Below are 22,710 nucleotides of genomic sequence, written 5' to 3'. Positions count from 1 at the left end.
CCGGGATGAACGAGGCTTACTCGCTGATGCGCTCGACGACGGCGCCGCAGCGGGTGAGCTTCTCCTCGAGCCGCTCGAAACCGCGGTCGAGATGATAGACGCGGGAGACCGTGGTTTCGCCCTCGGCGGCAAGGCCGGCGATGACGAGCGAAACGGAAGCGCGCAGATCGGTCGCCATAACGGGCGCGCCGCGCAGGCGCTGGACACCCTCGATCTTCGCAGTCTGGCCGGAGAGCGTGATCCTGGCGCCGAGCCGGGCAAGCTCCTGCACGTGCATGAAGCGGTTTTCGAAGATGGTCTCGGTGACGTGCGAGATGCCGGAGGAGCGGGTCATCAGCGCCATGAACTGCGCCTGCAGGTCGGTAGGGAAACCCGGGAAGGGATCGGTGACGATATCGACCGGCTTGATGCCGGCGCCATTGCGCTTGATGCGCATGCCGTTGTTGGTCGCGGAGATGTCGGCGCCGGCGCGGCGCAGCGTTTCCAGCGCGGTTTCGAGCAGCGACACATCGGTATTTTCGAGCACGACGTCGCCGCCGGCCATGGCGACGGCCATGGCATAGGTGCCGGTTTCGATGCGATCCGGCAGGACGCGGTGGCGGGCGCCGGATAGCGAGGTGACGCCTTCGATGGTGATGGTCGCAGTGCCGGCGCCGGAGATCTTGGCACCCATTGCGTTCAGGCAGTTGGCGAGATCGACGACTTCAGGTTCGCGGGCGGCATTGCCGATAACTGTCGTGCCGCGGGCAAGCGTCGCCGCCATCATCATCACATGGGTGGCGCCGACCGAGACCTTCGGGAACGTGTAGCGCGCGCCGATCAGGCCGCCATCCGGGGCCTTGGCGTTGATGTAACCGGCATCGATCTCCATGGTCGCGCCGAGCGCCGTCAGGCCTTCGATGAAGAGATCGACCGGGCGCGTGCCGATGGCGCAGCCGCCCGGCAGTGACACGCGGCAATGACCCTCGCGCGCCAGCAGCGGTCCGATCACCCAGAAGGAGGCGCGCATCTTCGAGACCAGCTCATAGGAAGCGGTGGTATCGACGATGGTGCGGCAGGTGAAATGGATCGTGCGGGCGTAGGAATCCTCCTGGCGCTCGCGGCGGCCGTTGACGGCGACGTCGACGCCGTGATTGCCGAGGATGCGCATCAAGAGCTCAACGTCGGCCAGATGCGGCACGTTTTCCAGCGTCAGCGTATCGCTGGTCAGCAGCGAGGCGATCATCAGCGGTAGTGCGGCATTCTTGGCGCCGGAAATCGGAATGATGCCATTCAGCTCATTACCGCCGACGATTCTGATACGATCCATGTGCGCCTACGGGCCGCGCCCGCCTTTCCTGAAAGTTCTGACTTGAAAGAAGGAGTGGGGTGTTTAGGGGATTTCTTGCGGAGCTTCAATTCGTGCCGGACGGAACATTACGATTCGTCCATTTTTGCGGCGGGCAGCCCATTTGTTTCGTCGGCCTGGCCGGAACGGCGGGCGCGCACCTGCTGTTTGCGTCGGCTGAGATTTTCCCTGAGTTTTTCGGCGGCACGCTCGCGGCGCAGTTTCGCCTGTGCCTCGATTGCCTCTTTGCGGCTCTGCTGGCCGGTTTCGGTCTTGTCGTTCATGTGACAGGATTAGCCGAATTCGCGCCGATCCAAAAGGCCCTTGCATCGCAATCCACGCGAAGTTGGAATTTGCGGCTTGCGCTTGTCGTCAAGCTGTGGCAATAGCCGCCCCGTTCCCGCGATTGAGCCGCCCGGCTCGCACGGGTCCTGGTCCTGCTGCCGTAGCTCAGTGGTAGAGCACACCCTTGGTAAGGGTGAGGTCGGTGGTTCAATCCCACTCGGCAGCACCAGTTTTCTTTCGGACATCAATCAAATCGTAAAATGCCTGTGTCCCGGTAGCACCGCACGGACGAAAACGCAGCCAGAACACAAATTGCGGAAAACCCGTGCAGCGTGTTCCGGGAACGTTCTGAAGCGCCAGCGCGCGAGGGATGGTGCCCGGGCCGGAAGCGGAAAGCTAGCCAATTCGGTAGCTGGCCGTATTTCTGGGCATCTGACTGTTCGTGCCTTTCATTAGGCGCTGTAGTGATGGTAGCATGTCGCTGTCTACCTGCTAGCCACGTTTGGGGTCCCGAAATTCCACCAAAGCTGTGGCAGCATTCTCGCGCTGGCTCGCACCCACATCGCCCTTTGAATGGTATTTTGGATGCGTCTGAGCAGCATCATCACTTTGACCTGATATGATATCTACGCCAAAATTCGATGCATTGATGATGCTGTTCAATAACTTTTCTATATGATAGGCGGGAGGAATTGAAAGAAGGGTTGCTCGATGCAGCACAATGCCAATTCCAAGTTGGACTCCATTCAGATCCTTCGCGCAGTTGCGGCAATCATTGTTGTTTTCGCGCATTCGATCCGAGCCTACACGGTACACGTACCCGGGTATTTGCAGGATGTGCCGCAGTCTTGGTTGTCCGCGCCTTGGTTTCGCGATGGCTTAGGCTTCGGCGTCGATATCTTTTTTGTAATAAGCGGCTTCATCATGGTGCACGTTTCGACGCCATATGCCGAAGGCCGAAAACCGGCTAGCGACTTCTTGTTACGACGCGTCGAGCGTATTTATCCCCCTTATCTCATATCAACTGCGTTTCTTCTGGTCCTCACCGCAGCATGGTCGGGAACAGCCTCCGATGATTTTTCGCTGTGGCGCATCGCCACTTCAGCGCTTCTGTTTCCGAGTTTGAACGCCAACGGCTTGGTCCAGCCGATCCTTGGGATCGGCTGGACGCTCTCCTATGAGATGTACTTTTATCTTGCGTTTGCACTTGCGCTTGCGATAGGGAGGGCGCGATATCTGCCCGTCCTTATCGGTATAATTGCTGCCGTGTGGACAATCGCGACGATTGCTGGGAGCGATACGGCGCAGGGCATATTCTTCCGAAATCCGATCGTTGCCGAATTCCTTTATGGTTGCTTAATCGCTTATCTACACCGCTCCGGCCGTCTTCCAACTGTTCCGCTTTTCGTCGTCCTGCCCTGCATCATTGTCGTTTTCGCTGCATCATATCTTTGCGAGTCGGGAGTATTGCCTGAGGATCTTAGATGCATCTACTGGGGCGCTCCCGCCGCCGTGTTGCTGTCCGCATTCATAAGGCTTCCGGTCAATCGTGAAAGGCCGCTTTCTCGGCTTATCGTCTTCCTCGGGGACGCCTCATATTCGATCTACCTCGTTCACATCATCTTCATCTATCAGGTTCTTTCTCGGATCTACCCAAAGCTCGCCTTCCACGGGTTAATCCGCTATGTCGATCAGGCCGTGGTGATGACCTTCGTCACGTCGGTCGTCGCGGGCATTGTCTTTCATCTCGTCATTGAAAAACCGACTAACGATTGGCGCCTCCGTTCTCGCAATAAGGAAAAGACTGTGACCGCCTAAACCCAAAGCGCGTCGCATCATATTTGATTCACGCAACGCGCTTTAGCCCTTTGTTTTTATGCATGTCGTTGTCCCGAAACCGCTGCGCACTTCCGGGCGACATGCATTAGCCGCCCCAGCATCGCCGTCCAATTTATCTGAGGTTGCAATGACCCACGCCAATCGGGCGCTTGACGGATTATGGAACCAGGATGCCGCACCATGTTTTTTGGACATTTTTTTAAAGGTAGACTTGGCAAAACAGCTCGACGTCGCCCTTTGGCACCAGCACAACACTATTCTGCCAGTACGCCTGATCGATGGCGCAGCTCTCAACCCGTCCGGCCAGATCTGGCGCCGTTGCCATCACGGCGGCAATATAAACAGGATCCGGAGACCCTCGACGACTACGAGGCGAGACAGTTTTAGATCGGAAACCCTGCTGCCGGTTTAAAGGACAATTTCCAGAGCCCGCTCCACAGCTAGGCGTTCTTTAGGCTGAGACGCGTGGTTTCGTAAGTTCTCTGCCGATACTCTGGCCAGGCATTTCGATGAACTTATATCCGACCCACGCGAGACCGTAGACTATCGGTACCGTGATGAGCAGCGTAAGCGCCCAACGCGTCGGATCGTTGATGTCCGTTGTTTTGATAAGATAGGCTACAACAGGCTGCATCACCAAAAGGTGAATAAGGTAGGCCCCGAACGAAAGTTCACCGAGATTGTGGAAAAAGCCGTTCCCGAGCCATTCGCTCACCGGCTTTGTCATCTTCGCCGCCGCAGACGGCAAGCGCTCTGTGTGAATGAGAGCAAAGAAGGTCAATACCAGGATGATCCTCGTCGAGTGATGCAGCGCGTCCATGTCTCCACCGACAGGAATAAGTACCAGCAAACCGGCGATTCCCGAAAAGAGATAGGCTCGCTTTTTCGTGGTCCAGAGGGCGCCGGCCAACAACATTCCAGCCGCGAAAATATGCAACTTAAGCGGCAGGAACGTGGGCATAGGAAATGTATAGCCGGTCCGATGGAGAAAGTAGGCTATGGCGCCCCCAACAGCAGCAACGCCGACGATCCCTTTAAGCCAACCAAATCGTCCGACGACCATCATGATAAACGGCAGAGCTGCGTAAAACTGCATCTCAAGGCCGATGCTCCAATCCGGAAGAGCTGTCCTATAAGCGTAATGGCGACTTAAGCCGAACAAGAATGTCAGATGGGCGATATAATTCGCCACGCTGCTATCGAGATATCGATCAGCCAGTTGCGGCCGCACCCCGTTGAATGCATCGATCACCATCCGCGCATCATAGACAAGGGGGCCGAGCGTTAAGGCGGCGATAAGCATCACGTAGTAGAGCGGGGCAATCCGGAAATAGCGCCGAACCCAAAAAGTAATCCAGGTGCTTTTTGCCTCCCACGGTTCACGGCCCTTCCTGCGCTGGTAGTGAAAAACCATTAGGAAGCCGGAAAGCATGATAAAAAGATCCACACCAAGATCCGGATCGCCGATGACGGGCACCTTAAATCCGGTCAAGAGGTGAGCGTGTCCTATCAAAACCCAAAGGGCGGCGAGCCCGCGTAAGCCGTCGAGGCAGCCGACACGGCCACTGCTGTTGAAATCGCTCATCGCTGCAATCCTCTACCTAGGCGCTGCAGATTTGCACCATTTGCGGCTTTGCATCAATCATTATTGCGGCGCAGCAATCGGAAAACGGTTCTCTACTATTCTCGCGCTGCGGCATAAAACTGTGGCTTCCCCCGCTGTCCCCAATACCTTAATTGCCGATGCGCTGATTTAGTGCTTCCCAATTTTTTAACCACTGCACCATCCGGCACATCTCATTGAGAGCCGCCCGCGCGCTTCCCCTATCACCGGTCAAGGCGAAACCAATCACCAACGTCAGCGACGATCCGCCCATTGCTGGCGATGAAAATCGCGCTAGAATATTAACTCTCGCGGAGTCTCCCCGGAGGAGGGGCAGATGCCACATGTTTACTGTCGAAACCCTGGAGGAGCATCGATGGCAACTGAAAAATGGAACGACCCGGTCAAGGTCGGTTTCGAAGGCGCTGACCTCAGAACCGTCAACGGGCCGTTCGATGCGCTGAAATGTCTGGCGGATCTCTGGCCGAGCGCGCGCGGACTGCATTATATCAAGGCTCGCAGCACATGTCGGGCAGCACTCGACGGACGCAAGAGCGTGGAAGAGGCAAGGGCCGAGTTCCTGGCGGCGGCTGAAGAGGCGAAGCTGAAGCTGCACTAGCACCGCAAGGACGTCCGGACGTTATTGGTTTGTTCGCCAAGGCGTGCCGGAACGATACATTGTTTAATTTACACTTAACCCTGCATCGAGCAGGTGCCGGGGTTTGGCGCAAAAGGCGTTGCGCCTGAGACAGCTGTTTCGGTAGAAAACACTCAGCCATCATGATGATGGTCAGAGGCTCGTCACGGGAAACGCCGGCGAGCCTCGTTCGACCCGATCGGGGTCTCAGCAGCCCGCGCCGCCTTCATTCTCCACCTCGACATAACCGACGCCGATGATCGTGCCGTCCACCGTGCGGATGAAGGACGGCAGATAGTGCGGCTCTGCCGGCTGGCAGGCGGCCGTCTCGGTATATTCGTTGAGCGCGATCTGGTCCTTCGAAAGCGCGGAATAGTTCGCGCCGGTTTCGAGCGAGGCATAGGCGGAGCCGGCAAAGACACCGCAACCGATAATCAAGGCCGTTGCCCAGAGGCGAAGAAGCAACTGCATGGTGGTCTCCAGCGTTTCGATCCGGCATTTCAACACGTGGGGGCTCACTTGGTTCCCTCAGCGCCGCAATAGGCGGCTATGCACAGAGCCTTGGCCGACGACGCTTTCGGCGATCGCGACCGCTCGTTCGACATCGCCATGCCGGCGCACGAAACCTTCGAGGATGACATAGGAACCAAGCATGCTGACGGTGATTTCCTCAGCGTCGAGATCATCGGCTGCATGGAGAGCGCTCTCGACCGAAGCGCGTGTCGCCGCCTCGCCATGGCCTTGTCGGCCGGGTTCGTCATGGTCGGGGAATACAGGAAACCCGATCACTTAAGCGTCTCCTGAGTTGGTATATCCAGGTTAACGCCGCAACGGGGTTTTCGTTGCGGTCCGCCGGTCTCGACGGGATATTCGCGCGTGATTTCTGCGGGCCAGGCTTGTCCCACCCTTGGCGGACGCTGCTGCGGCTTCCATATCTGGCTGCAGTCGAAAGAGGGATGACGACGATGAAAGTGCTGATGCCCGCCTTGTTTGCCGCAGCATTGCTGACCGGCTGCTCCTCGGCCGACAGCCCGGCGCTGGAACCCATTCCCGGCAGCATCACCTATGGCGGCCAGCCGCGGACGAAGCTCACCAAATCGCCGGTCGGCAGCGCCGTCTACAATCAGTTCTACAACGACAGCGGCCAGCGCGTGGAGGAAACCTATATTCTTCAGCCGGACCGCAGCCTAAAGCTGGTGCGCCGCGTGGTGGGGCCGGATTTCCCCGAATGAGACTTGCGCCGTTCCAGGCTTGACAGCGGCTGAAATCGCGAACATTCAAGGAACATCTAATCTTCTCGCAGTGATTCTGCGAGAGCCCGACCGGACGGCTGGATGTATCTCGAAAAGCTCAATCCCCAGCAACGCATGGCCGTCGAGCACGGCACGCTCACCGACGGCAGCCATATTGCCGGGCCGCTGCTGGTCATCGCCGGCGCCGGTTCCGGCAAGACGAATACCTTGGCGCATCGGGTCGCCCATCTGATCGTCAAGGGCGCCGATCCCCGCCGCATCCTGCTGATGACCTTCTCGCGCCGGGCGGCCGCCGAAATGGCGCGGCGCGTCGAGCGCATCTGCCGCGACGTGCTCGGTTCGAATGCCGGCGTCATGGCCGATGCGCTTCATTGGTCCGGCACCTTCCACGGCATCGGCGCCCGGCTGCTGCGCGACTATGCCCAGCATATCGGCCTCGATGCCGATTTCACCATCCATGACCGCGAAGACAGCGCTGACCTGATGAACCTGATCCGGCACGATCTCGGCTTCTCCAAGACGGAAAGCCGCTTTCCGGCCAAAGGCACCTGCCTTGCCATTTATTCCAGGGCAGTGAATTCAGAGACGGCGCTCGACCAGGTGCTGCGCGACGCCTTTCCCTGGTGCGCGGCCTGGGAAAAGCAGCTGCGCGAGCTTTTTGCCTGCTATGTCGAGGCCAAGCAGAGCCAGAATGTGCTCGATTACGACGACCTTCTGCTCTACTGGGCGCAGATGGTGGGCGAGAGCGTGATCGCCGAGGATATCGGCAGCCGTTTCGACCATGTGCTGGTCGACGAATATCAGGACACCAACCGGCTGCAGGCCTCGATCCTGATGGCGCTGAAGCCCGGCGGTCGGGGACTGACCGTCGTCGGCGACGATGCGCAGTCGATCTATTCCTTCCGCGCAGCGACGGTGCGCAACATCCTCGATTTTCCCGCCGCCTTCAGCCCGGCCGCCAACATCGTCACGCTCGACCGCAATTACCGCTCGACGCAGCCGATCCTGGCGGCGGCCAACGCCGTCATCGATCTCGCCTCGGAGCGCTTCACCAAGAATCTCTGGACCGAGCGGCAATCGGCCGAGCGGCCGCGCCTCGTGACGGTGCGCGACGAGGCCGAGCAAGCGCGTTACGTTGCCGACAAGGTGCTCGACAATCGCGAGGAGGGCCTCAAGCTCAAGCAGCAGGCGGTGCTGTTCCGCGCCTCGCATCACAGCGGGCCGCTGGAGGTCGAGCTGACCCGGCGCAACATTCCCTTCGTCAAGTTCGGCGGGCTGAAATTTCTCGACAGTGCGCATGTCAAGGACATGCTGGCCGCCCTTCGCTTCGCGCAGAATCCGCGCGATCGGGTGGCGGGCTTCCGGCTGATGCAGATCCTGCCTGGCGTCGGGCCGTCGACGGCGCAGAAGGCGCTCGACCTGATGGCCGAGGATGCGAGCCCGCTGACGGCGCTCGCCGCCATGCCGGCGCCGCCGCGCTGCGGCGAGGACTGGACGGCATTCGTTGCCATGCTCCAGGAGATGAAATCCGGCAAGGCCGGCTGGCCGGCGGAAATCGAGCTGGCGCGGCAATGGTACGCGCCGCATTTGGAACGGCTGCATGAGGACGCGGCAACGCGGCAGGCCGATCTGTTACAGCTCGAGCAGATTGCCGGTGGTTATGCCTCGCGCGAGCGTTTCCTCACCGAACTCACGCTCGATCCGCCGGATGCGACCAGCGACCAGGCCGGCGTGCCGCTGCTCGACGAGGACTATCTCATTCTGTCGACCATCCATTCGGCCAAAGGCCAGGAATGGACGAGGGTCTTCATGCTGAACGTCGTCGACGGCTGCATTCCGAGCGATCTTGCCGTCGGCGCCACCGCCGAAATCGAGGAGGAGCGCCGGCTGCTCTATGTGGCGATGACGCGCGCCCGCGACGGTCTCGACCTCGTCGTGCCGCAGCGCTTCTTCACCTATGGGCAGAACGCCCAGGGCGACCGGCATGTCTATGCGTCGCGCAGCCGCTTCATTCCGGCGACCCTGCTGCAATTCTTCGAGGCCTGCAGCTGGCCGCAGGTGAAATCGGATGCCGCCGCCCAGGCGCAGGCGCGGCAGGTGCGCATCGATGTCGGCGCCCGCATGCGCGGCATGTGGCGCTAGAACAGGATGATTTTAGGCCCGGTCGGCCTAAAATCTGAATCCTGTTCTGAATTAAAGAGTTAGAGCATGATGTCGCCCGAAAACCGCTCACACTTTTCGGCATCATGCTCTGAGCGCCGCACGGAATCCGATCCATGCGACGCGCTTTCGTTCGGCCCTGACCTGGCAGGCGCTCAGTAGTCCCAGAACACCGGCACCCAACGGAAGACCTCACCGTCGACCGCCACCCGGCCGACCGACGGGAACGGCAGATGGGTGGCCACCAGCTGTTCGCCGTTCGCCGCTAGCTCCCTGAGAAGATCGATGCGAACGCGAGCGGCCTCCTCGGGATCGTGTTCGAAACCATTGTACCAGTCGGGGTGCTCGAACCCGACGGCGAACACGGCATCGCCGGCGAATGTCAGGCGGTCACCGCCGGATGCCAGCCGGACCACGCTATGTCCGGGAGTGTGGCCGCCGGTGCGTTGAACGATCACACCCGGCGCCACTTCGGATCGCTCGTCGAACAGCTTGAGATGGCTGCCGTACTCGCTGAGGAACCGCTTTGCCGTTGCCCGAAGCGCATCCGGAAAGCCGGGCGGCATGGACACGTGGCTGAAATCGGGCGCCTCCCAGAACTTGGCCTCTGCAGCCGCCACGTGGATCCTAAGATCAGCACGCAACCGGTCCTTCACGCCATCGACCAGCAGCCCGCCGATGTGATCCATGTGCAAGTGGGTCAGCACCACGTCGGTCACGGATGCCAGATCGATGCCGGCGCCCTCCAGTCGCTTGATCAACTGCCCGGCGCGCGGCAAGTTCAAGTCCGGATCCAAGCCCAGCCCCGCGTCAATGAGGATGGTCTGCCCGCCACTGCGAACGAGAACCACGTTCAACGCCCAGTCGAAAGCGTCTCGCGGCAGGAACATATCGTCCAGCCAGACTGCCCGGTCAGCCGCGTCGGCGTTGTGTCCCAACATCGTCGTCGGGAGCGGCAAAACGCCATCGCTGATGATCAGCACTTCAATTTCGCCGATCCGCACCGCATAGCGCGACGGAACCAATTCTTCGGGCTTCGGCCTGCCAGGCTCCTGCTCAGTCGTACGGGGTTTTGCTTCTGCCTGCGACATGATGCGCTCCTGTTTTTTCGTGATCGAGAGATGTCGGTTAGGGGTCACGTCGCGGACACTATGCCGAAGCGTGGTTGACGGTCGATCAGATCAAAGGAGAGGGAAAGCTAGGCTTTAGCACAGCCCGGCCTACGGTTTCGGCGTGTCACGCCGAAGATTCGGTGTTGAAAAGGCTGGCATCAGGAAGCAGAGGCTCTCGCCCGCCGCATGGTGCCGCGCATTCAGCCTTCAGAGGACGACAGCGTCAGAGCAAAAGCGGCGGTTCGGCCGGCTTCAGGAAGCGCTCGACGGCTGCCGTCTCCACCGCCTCGACTGACGCCGGCGACCATTTCGGATTGCGGTCCTTGTCGATGACGGCAGCGCGGATGCCTTCGAAGAAATCCGGATTGTCCAGCATCTGCAGACAGGCGCCGAGTTCGCGGCCGAGGCATTCTGCAAGCGAGGCGCTGCGCCGGCCGGCCCTCAAGAGCCGCAAAGCGAGCTTCAGGCTGGTCGGCGAGCGCGTCAGCAGCACCCGGCGCGTCTCGGCGGCGAATTCGCCCTGCTCCTCGGCCAGCGCCGCCAGGATCTCCTCGACGCCGTCGAAGCGAAATGCGCGATCGATCGTCGCCGCGTTCTGCCGCAGCGGGCTTTCTCTCGAAGGCTCCGAGAATGCCTGCAACAGGGCATCGACATCGATCGACGAACTGTTGCGCGGCAGGCCCGAAAGCGCATCGATCACCTCAGCCAGCCGCGACGAGGCGATCTGACGATCGGCGAGCCCGGCATGGATCGCGTCGGCGGCGCCGATGTCGAGCCCGGTCAGGCCGAGCCATGTCCCGGCCTCGCCGGGAGCCTTCGGCAGCAGCCAGGTGGCGCCGACGTCGGGGACGTAGCCGATGCCGGTTTCCGGCATGGCAAGACGAGTGCGCTCGGTGACGATGCGGTGGCGGCCGTGCGCGGACAGGCCGACGCCGCCGCCCATGGTGATACCGTCCATCAGCGCGACATAGGGTTTGGGGTAAACGGCGATCTGATGGTTGAGACGGAATTCCTCGCGCCAGAAGGTTCCGGCCAAGCCGTCGCCGGCCCGGGCGCTCTCATGTAGGGCGCGGATATCGCCGCCGGCGCAGAATCCGCGTTCGCCTTCCCCTGTTGCCACGACAATCGCCACGTCGGCATCGCGGGCAAAACCGTCAAGCGCCTCGGCGATCGTCCGGATCATCGCCAGCGTCAGGCTGTTCAGCGCCCGCGGCCGGTTGAGCCGGATGATGCCGGCAGCGCCTCGCCGCTCGATGATGACTTCGCTGTCCTGCATGGTTCACCTCCACTGTTCCAGCCTTTCCTGGTCAGACATTCTGCCCAGGAAAGGCTGGAAACCATGCATAGACGACGATGCTGCATCGCTCCAGAGCATTTCCGGCAAGCCTGTAAACAGGCTGCCGTCGCGCACCGTTCAGAAGGATGCGGCGGCAAGCGCCCGGTGGATGCTGTGCAGGTCGTCGACATTTCTGTTCGACAGGAAGAGCTCCCAATCGAGCGAGCTCTGGACGATGGTTTCCAGCGAATCGTGGCGGGGCTTCCAGTCGAGCACCTGGCGAGCGAGCGAAGCATCGGCGACGACGCTTGCCGAATCGCCGGGGCGGCGCGGCGCCATATGGATTTTGAAAGAATGCCCGTGCAGGCGGGTGACCATGTTCAAGACGTCGAGCACCGAATAGCCGCTGCCATAACCGCAATTGGCAACGAGCGAGCCTTTGTCCCTGCGCAGATGCTGCAGTGCTTTCAGATGGGCATCGGCAAGATCGGTGACATGGATGTAGTCGCGCACGCCGGTGCCGTCATGGGTGGGATAGTCGATGCCATAGACATGGACGCTGTCGCGTTTGCCGAGTGCTGCCTCGCAGGCGACCTTGATCAGATGCGTGGCGCCTGCGGTCGACTGGCCGGTGCGGTGATTGGGGTCGGCGCCGGCGACGTTGAAATAGCGGAGCGCGACATAATTGAAATCATAGGCGGCGGCGGCATCGCGCAGCATGAATTCGGTCATCAGCTTCGACTGGCCGTAGGGATTTTCCGGATTGAGGGAGGCATTCTCCTTCACCGGCAGGTCGTTCTGCTGCTGACCGTAGACGGCCGCCGTCGACGAAAAGACGAAATTGCGGATGCCGGCCTTGATCGAGGCGGAGAGAAGCGCCCGGGTCTTGCCGGAGTTGTTGTCGTAATAGGAAAGCGGATCGGCGACCGAGACCGGGACGACGGCGGAGCCGGCGAAATGGATGATCGCCTCGATGTCGTTTTCGATGAAGATCTTCTTCAAGATGTCGGGATCGGCAATGTCGCCGAGGTAGAAACGCGCCGCCGGCGCCACGGCCCAGCGAAAGCCGGTGGAGAGGCGGTCGAGCACGACCACGTCCTCGCCCGCATCGATGAGCGCCCAAACCATGTGACTGCCGATATAACCGGCCCCGCCCGTCACCAAAACCGCCATGTCCCACACCCCTGCTTTCGCTTTTTAGAAGCAGGGGCATCAGGCGCCGGTTTTTCTTTCCAATTTTCTTATCGCAGGTCCGTTCGGGACCCTTTCAACGCTTATGTTTGGAGTCGTGGTTAGAGGCCGATTTCGGGCTTTGCTCAAGTTTTAGCGATCCGGCCGTTCCGGCGCAAAATCGGCCCGGCGCGCGTCCTCGCCGGCCCTCTCAGAGTTTGACGATATAATCGCAGAGACGCTCGGCAGCGACCGCTATCTGGCCGGGGTCGCGCAGGAAACAGGCGCGCAGGAACAGCTCGCCGCCGGCGCCGAAAGCGGTTCCGGGGGCGAGACCGACGCCCGTCTTGTCGACGATGTCGATGGCGGCCCTGCGGCTGTCGGTAACCCCGTCGATCTTCAGGAAGGCATAGAGCGCGCCGTCCGGCTTCAGCGTCTCGACGCGGTTGGTGGCAATCAGCGCATCGCAGAGGATGTCGCGGGAACGGGCGGCCTTGGCGATGTTGGCGCGCACGAAATCGTCGCCTTGATCGAGCGCCGCGACGGCGCCCTTTTGCATGAACTGCGCCACGCCCGACGTCGAATATTGGATGAGGTTTTCGAGCACCTGCCCCATCTCGGGCGGAGCGACGATCCAGCCGACGCGCCAACCGGTCATCGACCAGTTCTTCGAGAAGGAATTGACGAAGATGATCTTGTCGCCCTCTTCCATGATGTCGAGGAAGGAGGGCGCGCGGCCGCCGGCAAAGTGATAGAGCGCGTAGATTTCATCCGCCATGATCCAGAGATCATGTTTGCGGGCAAGGGCGAGGATTTCGCCGAGATCCTTTTGGGTCGCGGTCCACCCGGTCGGGTTCGAGGGCGTATTGATGAAAAGACCCCGGGTCTTTGGCGTGATCGCGGCTGCGAGGCGGTCGAGATCGAGCCCCCAACTGCCGCCCTCGAACTGCAGTTCGACGCCGACGGCGCGCGCGCCGGCGATTTCAAGCGCGGCGGCGATATTCGGCCAGGCCGGGGTGAGATAGACGAATTCGTCGCCGGGCGAGGTCAGCGCCTGCACGGAGATCTGGATCGCCTGCATGCCGGAGCCGGTGACATAGAAATGCTCGACCGGCAGGCGGACGGAAAAATGCCTGAAGTAATAATCCGACAGCGCCCGGCGAAGCTCGGGAATGCCGCGCTGCCAGGTATAGAAGGTATCGCCTGAAGCAAGAGCCGCCATCGCCGCCCCGCTGATGAAATCGGGCGTCGGCAGATCACCTTCACCCACCCAGAGCGGCAGCAGGCCTTGCCGGCCGCGGGCATAATTGACGACTTCGACGATCCCGCTTTCGGGCGCCGCCAGGGCGCGCGGGCTGAGGCTGTTCATGATCGACATGCATATCTCCGGTTTCCGCCTTCATAGAAGATTTATGCCGGCAAATCCCATGATATCGAGTGATGGCATATCGATTTTGGTGATGGATGCGGCCGGCGGGATCGGCGGGCCGCAGGCCCGGTCAGGCCGCCGGGCGCGTGGCGAGGAGATCGCGGATCTCCGTCAGCAGCTGAACATCCGCCGGCGGTGGTGGCAGCTCTTCCGGTGCGGCCTTTTCCTGGCGCTCGACCTGCAGGCGCAGATAGTTCACGCCCTTGACCATCAGGAAGATGATCCAGGCCAGAATCAGGAAGTTGATGAGCACGGTGAGGAAGCTGCCATAGGCGAAGACCGCGCCCTGGGCACGGGCGGCGGCAAGTGTGGGCGCGTTGACGGCCGAGGACAGTGGCAGGAAGTAATTCGAAAAATCGAAGCCGCCCATAATGGCGCCGACGATCGGCATGATAAGGTCATCGACCAAAGATTTGACGATGCCGCCGAAGGCGCCGCCGATGATGACGCCGACTGCAAGATCCATGACATTGCCGCGGGCGATAAACGCCTTGAACTCGTTGAGCATCCGATCCGTCTCCCTTCGATCCATTTCAGAGATATGCAGTTGTTTTCATTAGCTACATCTTCATTGCAATTAATCAATTGCAAATCGCAATAATCGGGCCGAACTCCCGCGTGCAGCCTTTGACTTAAGGCGTAGACGGGCGGGAATTTTCAAGGCTCCTGAAATGACTTAAGCTCACCTGCATTGCGGGAGGTGCCGGCGGCTTCTCGCCGGCGGAGAGTCAATGCTTCCAGGCTGGGTCATATTCGCGTCTGCCTTCGGCTATCTGCTGCTGCTTTTCGCCGTGGCCAGCTATGGCGACCGCAAGAACCGCGGCCCGGGTGCGCTGGAAGGCGGATGGCCCGTCGTCTATGCGCTGAGCCTGGCGATCTACTGCACCTCCTGGACCTATTTCGGCAGCGTCGGGCTTGCCGCGCAACGCGGCCTGGAATTTGCCGGCATCTATATCGGTCCCATTCTGGTCTTCACCCTCGGCATGCCGCTGCTTCGCCGCATCATCGAGCTTGCCAAGGCGGAGAAACTCACCTCGGTCGCCGATTTCGTCGCCGCGCGCTACGGCAAGAACCCGACGGTCGCCACCATCGTCGCGCTGATCTCGCTGATCGGCACCATTCCCTATATCGCGCTGCAGCTGAAGGCGATCTCCAGCACCGTCAGCGCCATGGTCAATCCGTCCGATTACGGCATCGGCAGCGGCAATCTCTACTTCCTCGACCTGCCGCTCGCCGCGACGCTGGTGCTTGCCTGCTTCGCCATCATGTTCGGCACGCGGCATACGGATGCGACGGAACACCAGGACGGCCTCATCCTCGCCGTTTCGATGGAATCGGTGGTCAAGCTCGTCGCCTTCCTGACGGCCGGCGTCTGCGTCATCTGGTTTCTCTTCGACGGTCCCGCCGATCTCTGGCAGAAGACCGTCAGCGACGACTTGGTCATGTCGGCGCTGAATTACCATACGCCGATCAGCCGCTGGATCACCCTGATCATGCTGTCGGCTTTCGCCATCATCCTGCTGCCGCGACAATTCCACGTAACGGTCGTGGAAAACCGGACGGCGAAACAGCTGAAACTCGCGGGCTTCCTGTTTCCCACCTATCTCGTCGCGATCAATCTCTTCGTACTGCCGGTGGCGATCGGCGGGTTGCTGACCTTCGGCGGCGCCGGCAATGCTGATTTCTACATGCTGTCGCTGCCGCTGGCCGGCGAGATGCCTGTGGTCACGCTGATCACCTTCATCGGCGGCTTTTCTGCCGCAACGGCGATGGTCATCGTCGATTCCGTGGCGCTGTCGATCATGGTGTCGAACGACATCATCATGCCGATCTTCCTCAGGCGCAAACTCGCCGGCCGCACCGGCCAGCGCGACGACTTCGCCAAGACGCTGCTCAACATTCGCCGCAGCGCCATCTTCGCCGTGCTGCTGTTCGGCTATGCCTATTACCGCTCGACCGACAGCACGGCCGGCCTTGCCTCGATCGGCCTTCTCTCCTTCGCCGCGATCGCGCAGATCGCCCCTGCCCTGTTCGGCGGGCTGATCTGGCGGCGGGCGAATGCGCGCGGCGCCATCCTCGGGCTGACGTCCGGCTTCGTCATCTGGGTCTATCTGCTGTTCCTGCCCTCGCTCGGCGGCCCCGATTATTCCTATGTGGCAAGCGCCGTGCTCGGCTTCATCTTCCCCGGCGCGACGCTGTTTACCGCGCCCGACGCCGATCCGCTGGTCAATGCGACAGTGATGAGCCTGCTCGTCAATACCGCCTTCGTCATCGTCGGCTCGCTCACCCGCAATGCCAGGCCGCTGGAACGCATCCAGGCCGGCATCTTCGTCAAGCGGCATTCGCGCTCGCAATTTGCCACGCGCGGCTGGAAGACCCGCATCAGCGTCGGCGACCTCAAGGCGGCGATCTCGCGTTATCTCGGCGAGGAGCGCATGCAGCGCTCGTTGACGACCTATGAGCAAAGCTCCGGCCGCAAGCTGGAGGACGAACAGCCGGCCGACATGGCGCTGATCCATTTCAGCGAACAGCTGCTCGGCAGCGCCATCGGCTCATCCTCGGCCCGCCTGGTGCTGTCGCTGATTCTGCAGAAGATCGAGGATGCCTCTTCCGACACCGCCTGGCTGCTCGACCAGGCGAGCGAGGCGCTGCAATATAACCAGGACATGCTGCAGACCGCGCTGTCGCAGATGGACCAGGGCATTGCCGTCTTCGACAGTTCCAACCGGCTGACCATCTGGAACCGGCGCTTCCGGCAATTGCTCGATCTGCCTGAGAATGCCGGCCAGGTCGGCTTTCCCCTCTCCGATATCGTCACCATTCTCAGCCAGCGCGGCGACATCGCGCCCGGCGATCAGCAGCAGACAGTGCGGCACTTCCTGACGCTCGACAAGCCCTTCTCGCTGGTGCTCGGCGGCGGCGAGCGGATCATCGAGGTGCGCTCCAACGCCATGCCCGACAAGGGCATCGTCGCCACCTTCACCGACATCACCCAGCGCGTCAACGCCGACCAGGCGCTGAAGCAGGCGAACGAGACGCTGGAGCAGCGCGTCGCCGAACGCACGGCCGAGCTTACCCGCGTCAACCGCCAACTCGCCGAGGCGCGGGCCGCTGCCGACGAGGCGAACATTGGCAAGACCCGCTTCTTCGCCGCCGCCGGCCACGACATCCTGCAGCCGCTCAACGCCGCCAGGCTCTATTCCTCCGCACTGGTGGAACGCATGGCGCAATCGGACAACAGCTCGATCGTGCGCAACATCGATTCGGCGCTGGAATCGGTCGAAACCATTCTCGGCGCCGTGCTCGATATCTCCAGACTCGATACCGGCGCCATGCGGCCGCGGCTCGCCTCCGTCGCGCTTTCCGACCTCTTGGAGCGGATTGAGACCGATTTCGCGCCAATCGCCCGGGAAAAACAGCTGAAGCTGGTGGTGATGCCGACGTCGCTGCGCGTCCGCTCCGACCCCAACCTTCTGCGCCGGCTTGTGCAGAACCTCGTTTCCAACGCCATCAAATACACGATCACCGGCAAGGTGCTGGTCGGGGCGCGGCGGCGTGGCAATCAGGTGATCATCCAGGTGATCGATTCCGGCATCGGCATTCCGCCGTCGAAATTCCGCACCGTGTTCAAGGAATTCGCGCGGCTGGACGAAGGGGCGAAAACCGCTTCCGGTCTCGGGCTCGGCCTTTCGATCGTCGATCGCATCGCCCGCGTGCTCAACCATCCGGTCGAGCTGCAGTCGACGCATGGCAGGGGCACGGAATTCCGCATCGCCATACCGCTCGACATCTCGCGCCCGGCCGAGGCCGTCGCGGCCATCGCGCCTGCCGACCGGCCGTCACAGCCGCTCAAGGGGCTGAAGGTGCTGTGCATCGACAACGAGCCGAAAATTCTCGAGGGCATGCGGTTGCTGCTGAGCGGCTGGGGCTGCGAGGTGACGGCGGTGCATTGCCTGGCCGATGTGATCGCAGGCGACGGCCGTGACGGACCGCCGGATCTCGCCATTGCCGATTATCATCTCGACGACGGAACCGGCATTGCCGCGATCCTGCATCTGCGCCGGCAGTTCGGCGCCGATATCCCCGCGTTGCTTGTGACCGCCGACCGCACGCCGGAGGTGCGCGGCGAGGCCGAGCGGCACGACATCGCCGTTCAGCACAAGCCGGTGCGGCCAGCAGCCCTGCGCGCCTATATCACCCAGATTTCCGGGTTGAAACGCGCGGCCGCGGAGTAGGATCAGTTCGCAGATTGCATGGCACGCGCCACCAGGGCGCGCACCCGCGCGACATCCGGCACGTCGCCGAACAGGATGCGATACATGATCGGCGCCACGAGCTCATCCATGGCGCGGTCGACATCGGGAAACGCCTCACCGCGCGCCTTTGCTCTCTCGGCGATGACGACGATCTGCTGGCGGGTATATTCGCAGCATTTGCAGGCATTTGCGCCTGCCTGCGCCGCCAACACGTCGCGGATCATCTCGCGGCCCGGCCCGGAGGACATTTCCTCGGCATATTGCTCGGCCCAGGCTTCGAGATCGGCTTTGCCGCTGCCGGCATCGACCGGCTGCATATCCGGGCGCAGCCGCTCGACGGCAACGTCGGCGAGAAGCTCCTGCAGGTCACCCCAGCGGCGATAGATCGTCGACGGCGTCACACCCGCCCTGGCGGCGATCAACGGGATCGTCACCTCGAAGCGGTTCGTCTCGGCCAGCAGCTCGCGGACAGCCTTGTGCACCGAGGCCTGAACCCGGGCGCTTCTACCGCCCGGCCGGAGATTCTCTTTCGCTGCCATTCCTGCGCCCGCCCCCAACACTTATGGTTCAAAATCTTTGACAGAACCATAAACGCAAATAATTTGCCTTTACGATGCATTCGCCCTACATGGAGCTAACGCAACGGCTTAGCTTTAAGGGGCTTATATATGGTCGCAGCAGCCAAATCCACAGAGAATGCGCCGCGCCCCTCGATCGGTTTTCATGCGCTGACGCTCGCCACCTTCTTCGGCGCATCCGCCGCGCCGACGCCGCTCTACCGGATTTATCAGGAGAACTTCTCGCTCTCGCCGGTGCTGATCACCGTGGTCTTCGCCGTCTACGCCTTCGCGCTGCTAGCAGCACTTTTGACCGCCGGTTCGATCTCCGACCATCTCGGCCGCAAACCGGTGATCTTTTTCGCCCTCGTGCTCGAAATCGCCGCCATGGGCCTCTTCGTCGTCGCCAGCGGCCCCGGCTGGCTGATCGCGGCGCGGATCGTGCAGGGTGTTGCGACCGGGATTGCCGGCGCCTCGCTCGGCGCCGCTCTCGTCGATGTCGACCGGGCCAAGGGGCAGATCGTCAATTCGATCGCGCCGCTTTGCGGCATGGCGGTCGGCGCGGTCGGCACCAGCGCGCTGATCCAATATGGCCCTTATCCGATGCACCTCATTTATGCGCTGCTGCTTTTTGCCTTCACGCTGCTGGCAGCCGCCATCTGGCTGACCCGCGAGACCGGCGGCAGGCGGCCGGGCGCCCTCGGCTCGCTGATCCCCAGGGTCGCCATTCCCCCGCAGGTCAAACGGCCGCTCTCGCTGGTGACGCCGATCAACATCGCCAACTGGACGCTCGCCGGCTTCTACCTTTCGCTGGTGCCGTCGCTGGTCGCCAGCACGACCGGCAGCCGCGCGCCGCTGACGGGCGGGGCTGTCGTGACCGCGCTGATGGTGAGCGGCGCGATCGCCGTCTATCTCAGGCGCGGCAAGACGGCATCGGCCAATCTCGGTTTCGGCGTGTCGGCCAAGACGCTCGGCATCCTGACGGTTGTCGCCGGCGTGCATCTTGCCAATGTGCCGCTGCTGCTGATCGGCACTGTCTTCACCGGCGCCGGTTTCGGCACCAATTTCCTCGGCGCGATCGGCACCATCATGCCGCTCGCCAAAGCGGACGAGCGCGCCGGCCTGCTTGCCGCCTTCTACGTCCAGAGCTATCTCGCCTTCAGCCTGCCGGCGATCCTTGCCGGCTTCCTGGCGAAATCGGCCGGCTATGGCCTGACGACCGATATCTATGCGACTGTGATCCTGCTATTGATGGGCGTCGGGATCATGGGAGTGCGCGCCGGCCGTCGAAAGACGGCGGAGAATGCGGCCTGACATCCGAGGTCCACGTCACGGCTTAAGATCGAGCAATGCGCGGCCGCTGCCATCCATGGCGAAGGGCACCGAGGCATGCTGGTGAGCGACGATCCAATGCCCGTCTTTTTTGACGAGGCCGAGGGTCTGGCGGAACCAGAGGTCGACCTCGGTGCCATCGGTCTTGGTCCCGATCATGCGCAGGAGACCGCTCCAGAAGGCGACATCGCCGCCGACCGTCAATTTGGCATCGCGCACTTCGCCGCCGATCGGGCCTTCCCACGTGTCGAACCACGCCTGCAGACCCGCCTCGTCCTTGCCGGTGGAGACGAGCGGCGGCGCCAGCGAAAATTCGACGGAATCCTCGGCCTCATAGGAAAGCGCCTCCGCGGCGTTCTTTTCGCCGAGCGCCTTGGCCCGCATCATCAGCATGGCGATGATTGCCTCTTCTTCGTGCCTGGCATTGGCTTCATCGTTCACGGTCGTTCTCCTTTCGCAATGGACAGAGGACGAACGGGAGGACGACGATCCGACAAGCGCGCATTCCGCTAGCGCAATTGCGGACGCAAGACCGTCGGAATTGCTTCAGAGATAACTCGTCACCGCCGGCTCGTTCCACCAGGCATCGTGCCTGCCGTCGGAATAACGGACGGGCAAGGCCGCCAGTTCCTCAGGGGTGATATCGTCGAGGCAAGCGATGTTGATCGAGACATAGGCTCCACCGATCGCCTCGACATAACCGTCGCCGAAGGCAGGCACGCCGCAGGTGCGGCAGAAGCGGTGATGGCCGCTCATCGTGTTGAACTGGTAGTCTGACATCTCCGCCTCGTCGCACATCAGCCGGAAATCCTCCGGCTTGACGTTGGCGCCCCAATAGCGCCGTTTGGCGCAGATCGAGCAATTGCACCGGCAGGTGCCTGCTTCGAGGTCGATGTCCACCTCGTAGTGCACATTGCCGCAATGGCAGCTTCCCTTGTAGGTCTTCTTCACGGTGCGCTCCTCCTTCGGCGTTGCATCAGCCATCGGCATATGACAATGTGTTGTCACTATGGATGAGATACAGAATCGACAACATATTGTCAAACAGAATCGACCAGAGCGAACGATGGAAGGGGATGCCTTTTCCGCTTTCGCGATCACGGCCCTTCGTCTCGCCGGCCATCTGACGGCGGCCGGCGACCGGCTGGCAAAGCCCGCTGGACAGACGAGCGCGCGCTGGCAGGTGCTGGCGGCGGCAAGGCGCGGCGACATGTCGGTGGCGCAGATCGCCCGGGCGCTGGGCCTCGCCCGCCAGGGTGTGCAACGGCTTGCCGACGTGCTGGAGAGCGAAGGGCTGATCGCCTATGCCGACAACCCGCAGCACCAGCGGGCGAAGCTGGTGCGGCTGACGGCGGAAGGGGCGGCACGGCTGGGGGTGATCGAGGTGGCGCAGGCCGGATGGGCGGATGGGCTCGGCGCCGCGTTTACATCGTCTGAACTCGATGCGGCGCGGGCGGTGATGGCGCGGGTGATGGGGATGCTGGAGGGTGACGGGTCCGGAGGTTGAGCGGCTTACCCGTCTTGCGAGGCATGTTGTCGCCAACGACGCATTCAGTTTGGCGAAAGATTCGTTAAGGTCGTGCCGTGGCCGCCCCCTGCCAGGCCCGGGTCGAGCCACGGGTCTCGACCCGTCCTTCGGACCCCCACAGGTGGGGAGATTGGCTGGGCGCGCTGGCTTCCCCTACCTGTCCGTACGGCAAGACGCTAGCGAGGTCCGGTGATCAGGCTGCTTGCCGATCTCCCCACCTGTGGGGGAGATGGCCGGCAGGCCAGAGGGGGGCGCTGCGGCACAACGCAAGACTTTGTCGCTTTTGCCCGCGAACACAGCGACCAGCCAGACACAAAAAAAGGCCGGGCTAACCCGACCTTCCCTGCCATCTCGACGAACCGTGCCAGTACATCCGTGGTCACGGTCCGGAGATGATATTCAAAGCCTTCCTGCATAATTCCTTAAATCGGAATCGATTTAAGGACAAAATTATGCAGCAAGTCAAAGTGTTACAGCGTCCTTTGCGCGTCTAAAAGGACGCGCGGCGCTGTAATGGCTCAGGCCGCCTGGAGGCGGTCTGCCGACATCTTGCCGGACTTGTTGTCGCGGACGAGCTCGTAAGACAGCTTCTGGCCGTCCTTGAGGTCACGCATGCCGGCGCGCTCAACGGCCGAGATGTGGACGAAAACGTCGGCAGCGCCGTCATCCGGCTGAATGAAGCCGAAGCCCTTGGTTGCGTTGAACCACTTAACGGTACCTGTGTTCATGACGATATCCTTTTCGAATCGCTCATAGAAGATTGCAGCCCGAGCACAGCCCAAGCGGCGATGAAAACCGATTTTGGAGGAAAGTCGCCAGGAACGACGCGAACGCCGTTTCAAAGTTCATCTAGCAAGATCGATGTGAGAACGTTTAATCGGGAATTGTGTCCGTGACAAGGCCGCAACACGGAAAAGTCGAGTTCAGCTTGGTGGAACATTTTTTG

Annotated in this window: 22 protein-coding genes, 1 tRNA gene and 1 pseudogene; 9 read left to right on the top strand and 15 right to left on the bottom strand. The window is 61.7% G+C overall.

What is annotated here, in order from left to right; genetic code table 11:
- Window positions 1–16 precede the first annotated feature (16 nt).
- Together murA and K6M89_RS05870 are read right to left on the bottom strand one after the other, a co-directional pair.
- Window positions 17–1,309 (bottom strand): UDP-N-acetylglucosamine 1-carboxyvinyltransferase, encoded by a 1,293-nt coding sequence (gene murA, locus K6M89_RS05875; RefSeq protein WP_097582449.1) that lies wholly within the window; start codon window positions 1,307–1,309, stop codon window positions 17–19.
- Between the two features lie 107 nt (window positions 1,310–1,416).
- The gene (locus K6M89_RS05870) at window positions 1,417–1,611 is read right to left on the bottom strand and encodes a hypothetical protein (RefSeq protein ID WP_010034782.1); all 195 of its coding nucleotides are present in this window, start codon (window positions 1,609–1,611) and stop codon (window positions 1,417–1,419) included.
- Window positions 1,612–1,766: 155 nt separating this feature from the next.
- Here K6M89_RS05870 and K6M89_RS05865 point away from each other — a divergent pair.
- Window positions 1,767–1,841, top strand: a tRNA-Thr gene (locus K6M89_RS05865).
- Between the two features lie 263 nt (window positions 1,842–2,104).
- Here the strand turns inward: K6M89_RS05865 and K6M89_RS05860 are convergent.
- Window positions 2,105–2,275: a hypothetical protein gene (locus tag K6M89_RS05860; RefSeq protein WP_170964840.1), complete on the bottom strand. Its 171-nt coding sequence runs from the start codon at window positions 2,273–2,275 to the stop codon at window positions 2,105–2,107.
- Window positions 2,276–2,323: 48 nt separating this feature from the next.
- Here K6M89_RS05860 and K6M89_RS05855 point away from each other — a divergent pair, with 48 nt between their 5' ends.
- A complete protein-coding gene (locus K6M89_RS05855) occupies window positions 2,324–3,430 on the top strand; it encodes an acyltransferase family protein (protein WP_222138752.1) in 1,107 nt (368 codons plus the stop codon).
- Window positions 3,431–3,638: 208 nt separating this feature from the next.
- Window positions 3,639–3,838: pseudogene (locus K6M89_RS05850) on the top strand (hypothetical protein).
- A gap of 64 nt (window positions 3,839–3,902) precedes the next feature.
- On the opposite strand, the gene K6M89_RS05845 reads toward K6M89_RS05850, so the two are convergent.
- Entirely contained in the window at window positions 3,903–5,036 is a 1,134-nt protein-coding gene (locus K6M89_RS05845; RefSeq protein WP_222138751.1) for an acyltransferase family protein, read from the bottom strand.
- A 394-nt stretch (window positions 5,037–5,430) separates the two neighbouring features.
- Between K6M89_RS05845 and K6M89_RS05840 the strand changes: the two genes are divergently transcribed.
- The gene (locus K6M89_RS05840; RefSeq protein WP_222138750.1) at window positions 5,431–5,673 is read left to right on the top strand and encodes a DUF982 domain-containing protein; all 243 of its coding nucleotides are present in this window, start codon (window positions 5,431–5,433) and stop codon (window positions 5,671–5,673) included.
- 225 nt (window positions 5,674–5,898) lie between these two features.
- On the opposite strand, the gene K6M89_RS05835 is transcribed toward K6M89_RS05840, so the two are convergent.
- A complete protein-coding gene (locus tag K6M89_RS05835) occupies window positions 5,899–6,162 on the bottom strand; it encodes a hypothetical protein (RefSeq protein ID WP_222138749.1) in 264 nt (87 codons plus the stop codon).
- A gap of 57 nt (window positions 6,163–6,219) precedes the next feature.
- Window positions 6,220–6,480, bottom strand: a complete 261-nt coding sequence (locus tag K6M89_RS05830; protein WP_222138748.1) for a BON domain-containing protein — start codon at window positions 6,478–6,480, stop codon at window positions 6,220–6,222.
- A gap of 176 nt (window positions 6,481–6,656) precedes the next feature.
- Between K6M89_RS05830 and K6M89_RS05825 the strand changes: the two genes are divergently transcribed.
- Window positions 6,657–6,923 (top strand): hypothetical protein, encoded by a 267-nt coding sequence (locus K6M89_RS05825; protein WP_222139026.1) that lies wholly within the window; start codon window positions 6,657–6,659, stop codon window positions 6,921–6,923.
- A 102-nt stretch (window positions 6,924–7,025) separates the two neighbouring features.
- The gene (locus K6M89_RS05820) at window positions 7,026–9,086 is read left to right on the top strand and encodes an ATP-dependent helicase (RefSeq protein WP_222138747.1); all 2,061 of its coding nucleotides are present in this window, start codon (window positions 7,026–7,028) and stop codon (window positions 9,084–9,086) included.
- Window positions 9,087–9,259: 173 nt separating this feature from the next.
- Here K6M89_RS05820 and K6M89_RS05815 read toward each other — a convergent pair whose 3' ends face one another.
- The 5 genes from K6M89_RS05815 to mscL form a co-directional block, all read right to left on the bottom strand.
- Entirely contained in the window at window positions 9,260–10,195 is a 936-nt protein-coding gene (locus K6M89_RS05815; RefSeq protein ID WP_097582436.1) for an MBL fold metallo-hydrolase, read from the bottom strand.
- A gap of 244 nt (window positions 10,196–10,439) precedes the next feature.
- Entirely contained in the window at window positions 10,440–11,492 is a 1,053-nt protein-coding gene (locus tag K6M89_RS05810; RefSeq protein WP_222138746.1) for an enoyl-CoA hydratase/isomerase family protein, read from the bottom strand.
- A 138-nt stretch (window positions 11,493–11,630) separates the two neighbouring features.
- The gene (gene galE / locus K6M89_RS05805; RefSeq protein ID WP_222138745.1) at window positions 11,631–12,665 is read right to left on the bottom strand and encodes a UDP-glucose 4-epimerase GalE; all 1,035 of its coding nucleotides are present in this window, start codon (window positions 12,663–12,665) and stop codon (window positions 11,631–11,633) included.
- Between the two features lie 208 nt (window positions 12,666–12,873).
- Window positions 12,874–14,040, bottom strand: a complete 1,167-nt coding sequence (locus tag K6M89_RS05800) for a pyridoxal phosphate-dependent aminotransferase (RefSeq protein ID WP_222138744.1) — start codon at window positions 14,038–14,040, stop codon at window positions 12,874–12,876.
- Between the two features lie 121 nt (window positions 14,041–14,161).
- A complete protein-coding gene (mscL, locus tag K6M89_RS05795; RefSeq protein WP_097582428.1) occupies window positions 14,162–14,599 on the bottom strand; it encodes a large conductance mechanosensitive channel protein MscL in 438 nt (145 codons plus the stop codon).
- Between the two features lie 223 nt (window positions 14,600–14,822).
- Between mscL and K6M89_RS05790 the strand changes: the two genes are divergently transcribed.
- Window positions 14,823–18,326 carry a PAS domain-containing hybrid sensor histidine kinase/response regulator gene (locus K6M89_RS05790; protein WP_222138743.1) on the top strand — a complete coding sequence of 1,168 codons (3,504 nt, stop codon included), beginning with the start codon at window positions 14,823–14,825 and terminating at the stop codon, window positions 18,324–18,326.
- A 2-nt stretch (window positions 18,327–18,328) separates the two neighbouring features.
- Here K6M89_RS05790 and K6M89_RS05785 read toward each other — a convergent pair whose 3' ends face one another.
- A complete protein-coding gene (locus K6M89_RS05785) occupies window positions 18,329–18,886 on the bottom strand; it encodes a TetR/AcrR family transcriptional regulator (protein ID WP_222138742.1) in 558 nt (185 codons plus the stop codon).
- A 129-nt stretch (window positions 18,887–19,015) separates the two neighbouring features.
- On the opposite strand from K6M89_RS05785, the gene K6M89_RS05780 reads away from it, so the two are divergent.
- Window positions 19,016–20,218 (top strand): MFS transporter, encoded by a 1,203-nt coding sequence (locus K6M89_RS05780; protein ID WP_222138741.1) that lies wholly within the window; start codon window positions 19,016–19,018, stop codon window positions 20,216–20,218.
- Window positions 20,219–20,233: 15 nt separating this feature from the next.
- Here the strand turns inward: K6M89_RS05780 and K6M89_RS05775 are convergent, their stop codons facing one another.
- Window positions 20,234–20,677, bottom strand: coding sequence for a nuclear transport factor 2 family protein (locus K6M89_RS05775; RefSeq protein ID WP_222138740.1), 444 nt, complete (start codon window positions 20,675–20,677; stop codon window positions 20,234–20,236).
- Between the two features lie 105 nt (window positions 20,678–20,782).
- Window positions 20,783–21,187, bottom strand: a complete 405-nt coding sequence (locus K6M89_RS05770) for a GFA family protein (protein WP_222138739.1) — start codon at window positions 21,185–21,187, stop codon at window positions 20,783–20,785.
- 58 nt (window positions 21,188–21,245) lie between these two features.
- On the opposite strand from K6M89_RS05770, the gene K6M89_RS05765 reads away from it, so the two are divergent.
- Window positions 21,246–21,743, top strand: a complete 498-nt coding sequence (locus K6M89_RS05765; protein ID WP_222138738.1) for a MarR family winged helix-turn-helix transcriptional regulator — start codon at window positions 21,246–21,248, stop codon at window positions 21,741–21,743.
- Window positions 21,744–22,282: 539 nt separating this feature from the next.
- Here K6M89_RS05765 and K6M89_RS05760 read toward each other — a convergent pair.
- Window positions 22,283–22,492 carry a cold-shock protein gene (locus K6M89_RS05760; protein WP_004675957.1) on the bottom strand — a complete coding sequence of 70 codons (210 nt, stop codon included), beginning with the start codon at window positions 22,490–22,492 and terminating at the stop codon, window positions 22,283–22,285.
- Window positions 22,493–22,710 lie beyond the last annotated feature (218 nt).

It is taken from the genome of Rhizobium croatiense (assembly GCF_019793465.1).
In the GTDB taxonomy this organism is placed as follows: Bacteria; Pseudomonadota; Alphaproteobacteria; order Rhizobiales; family Rhizobiaceae; genus Rhizobium; species Rhizobium croatiense.
Note: the sequence above shows the minus strand (reverse complement) of the source record. Positions and strands in the feature narration are given on the sequence as shown.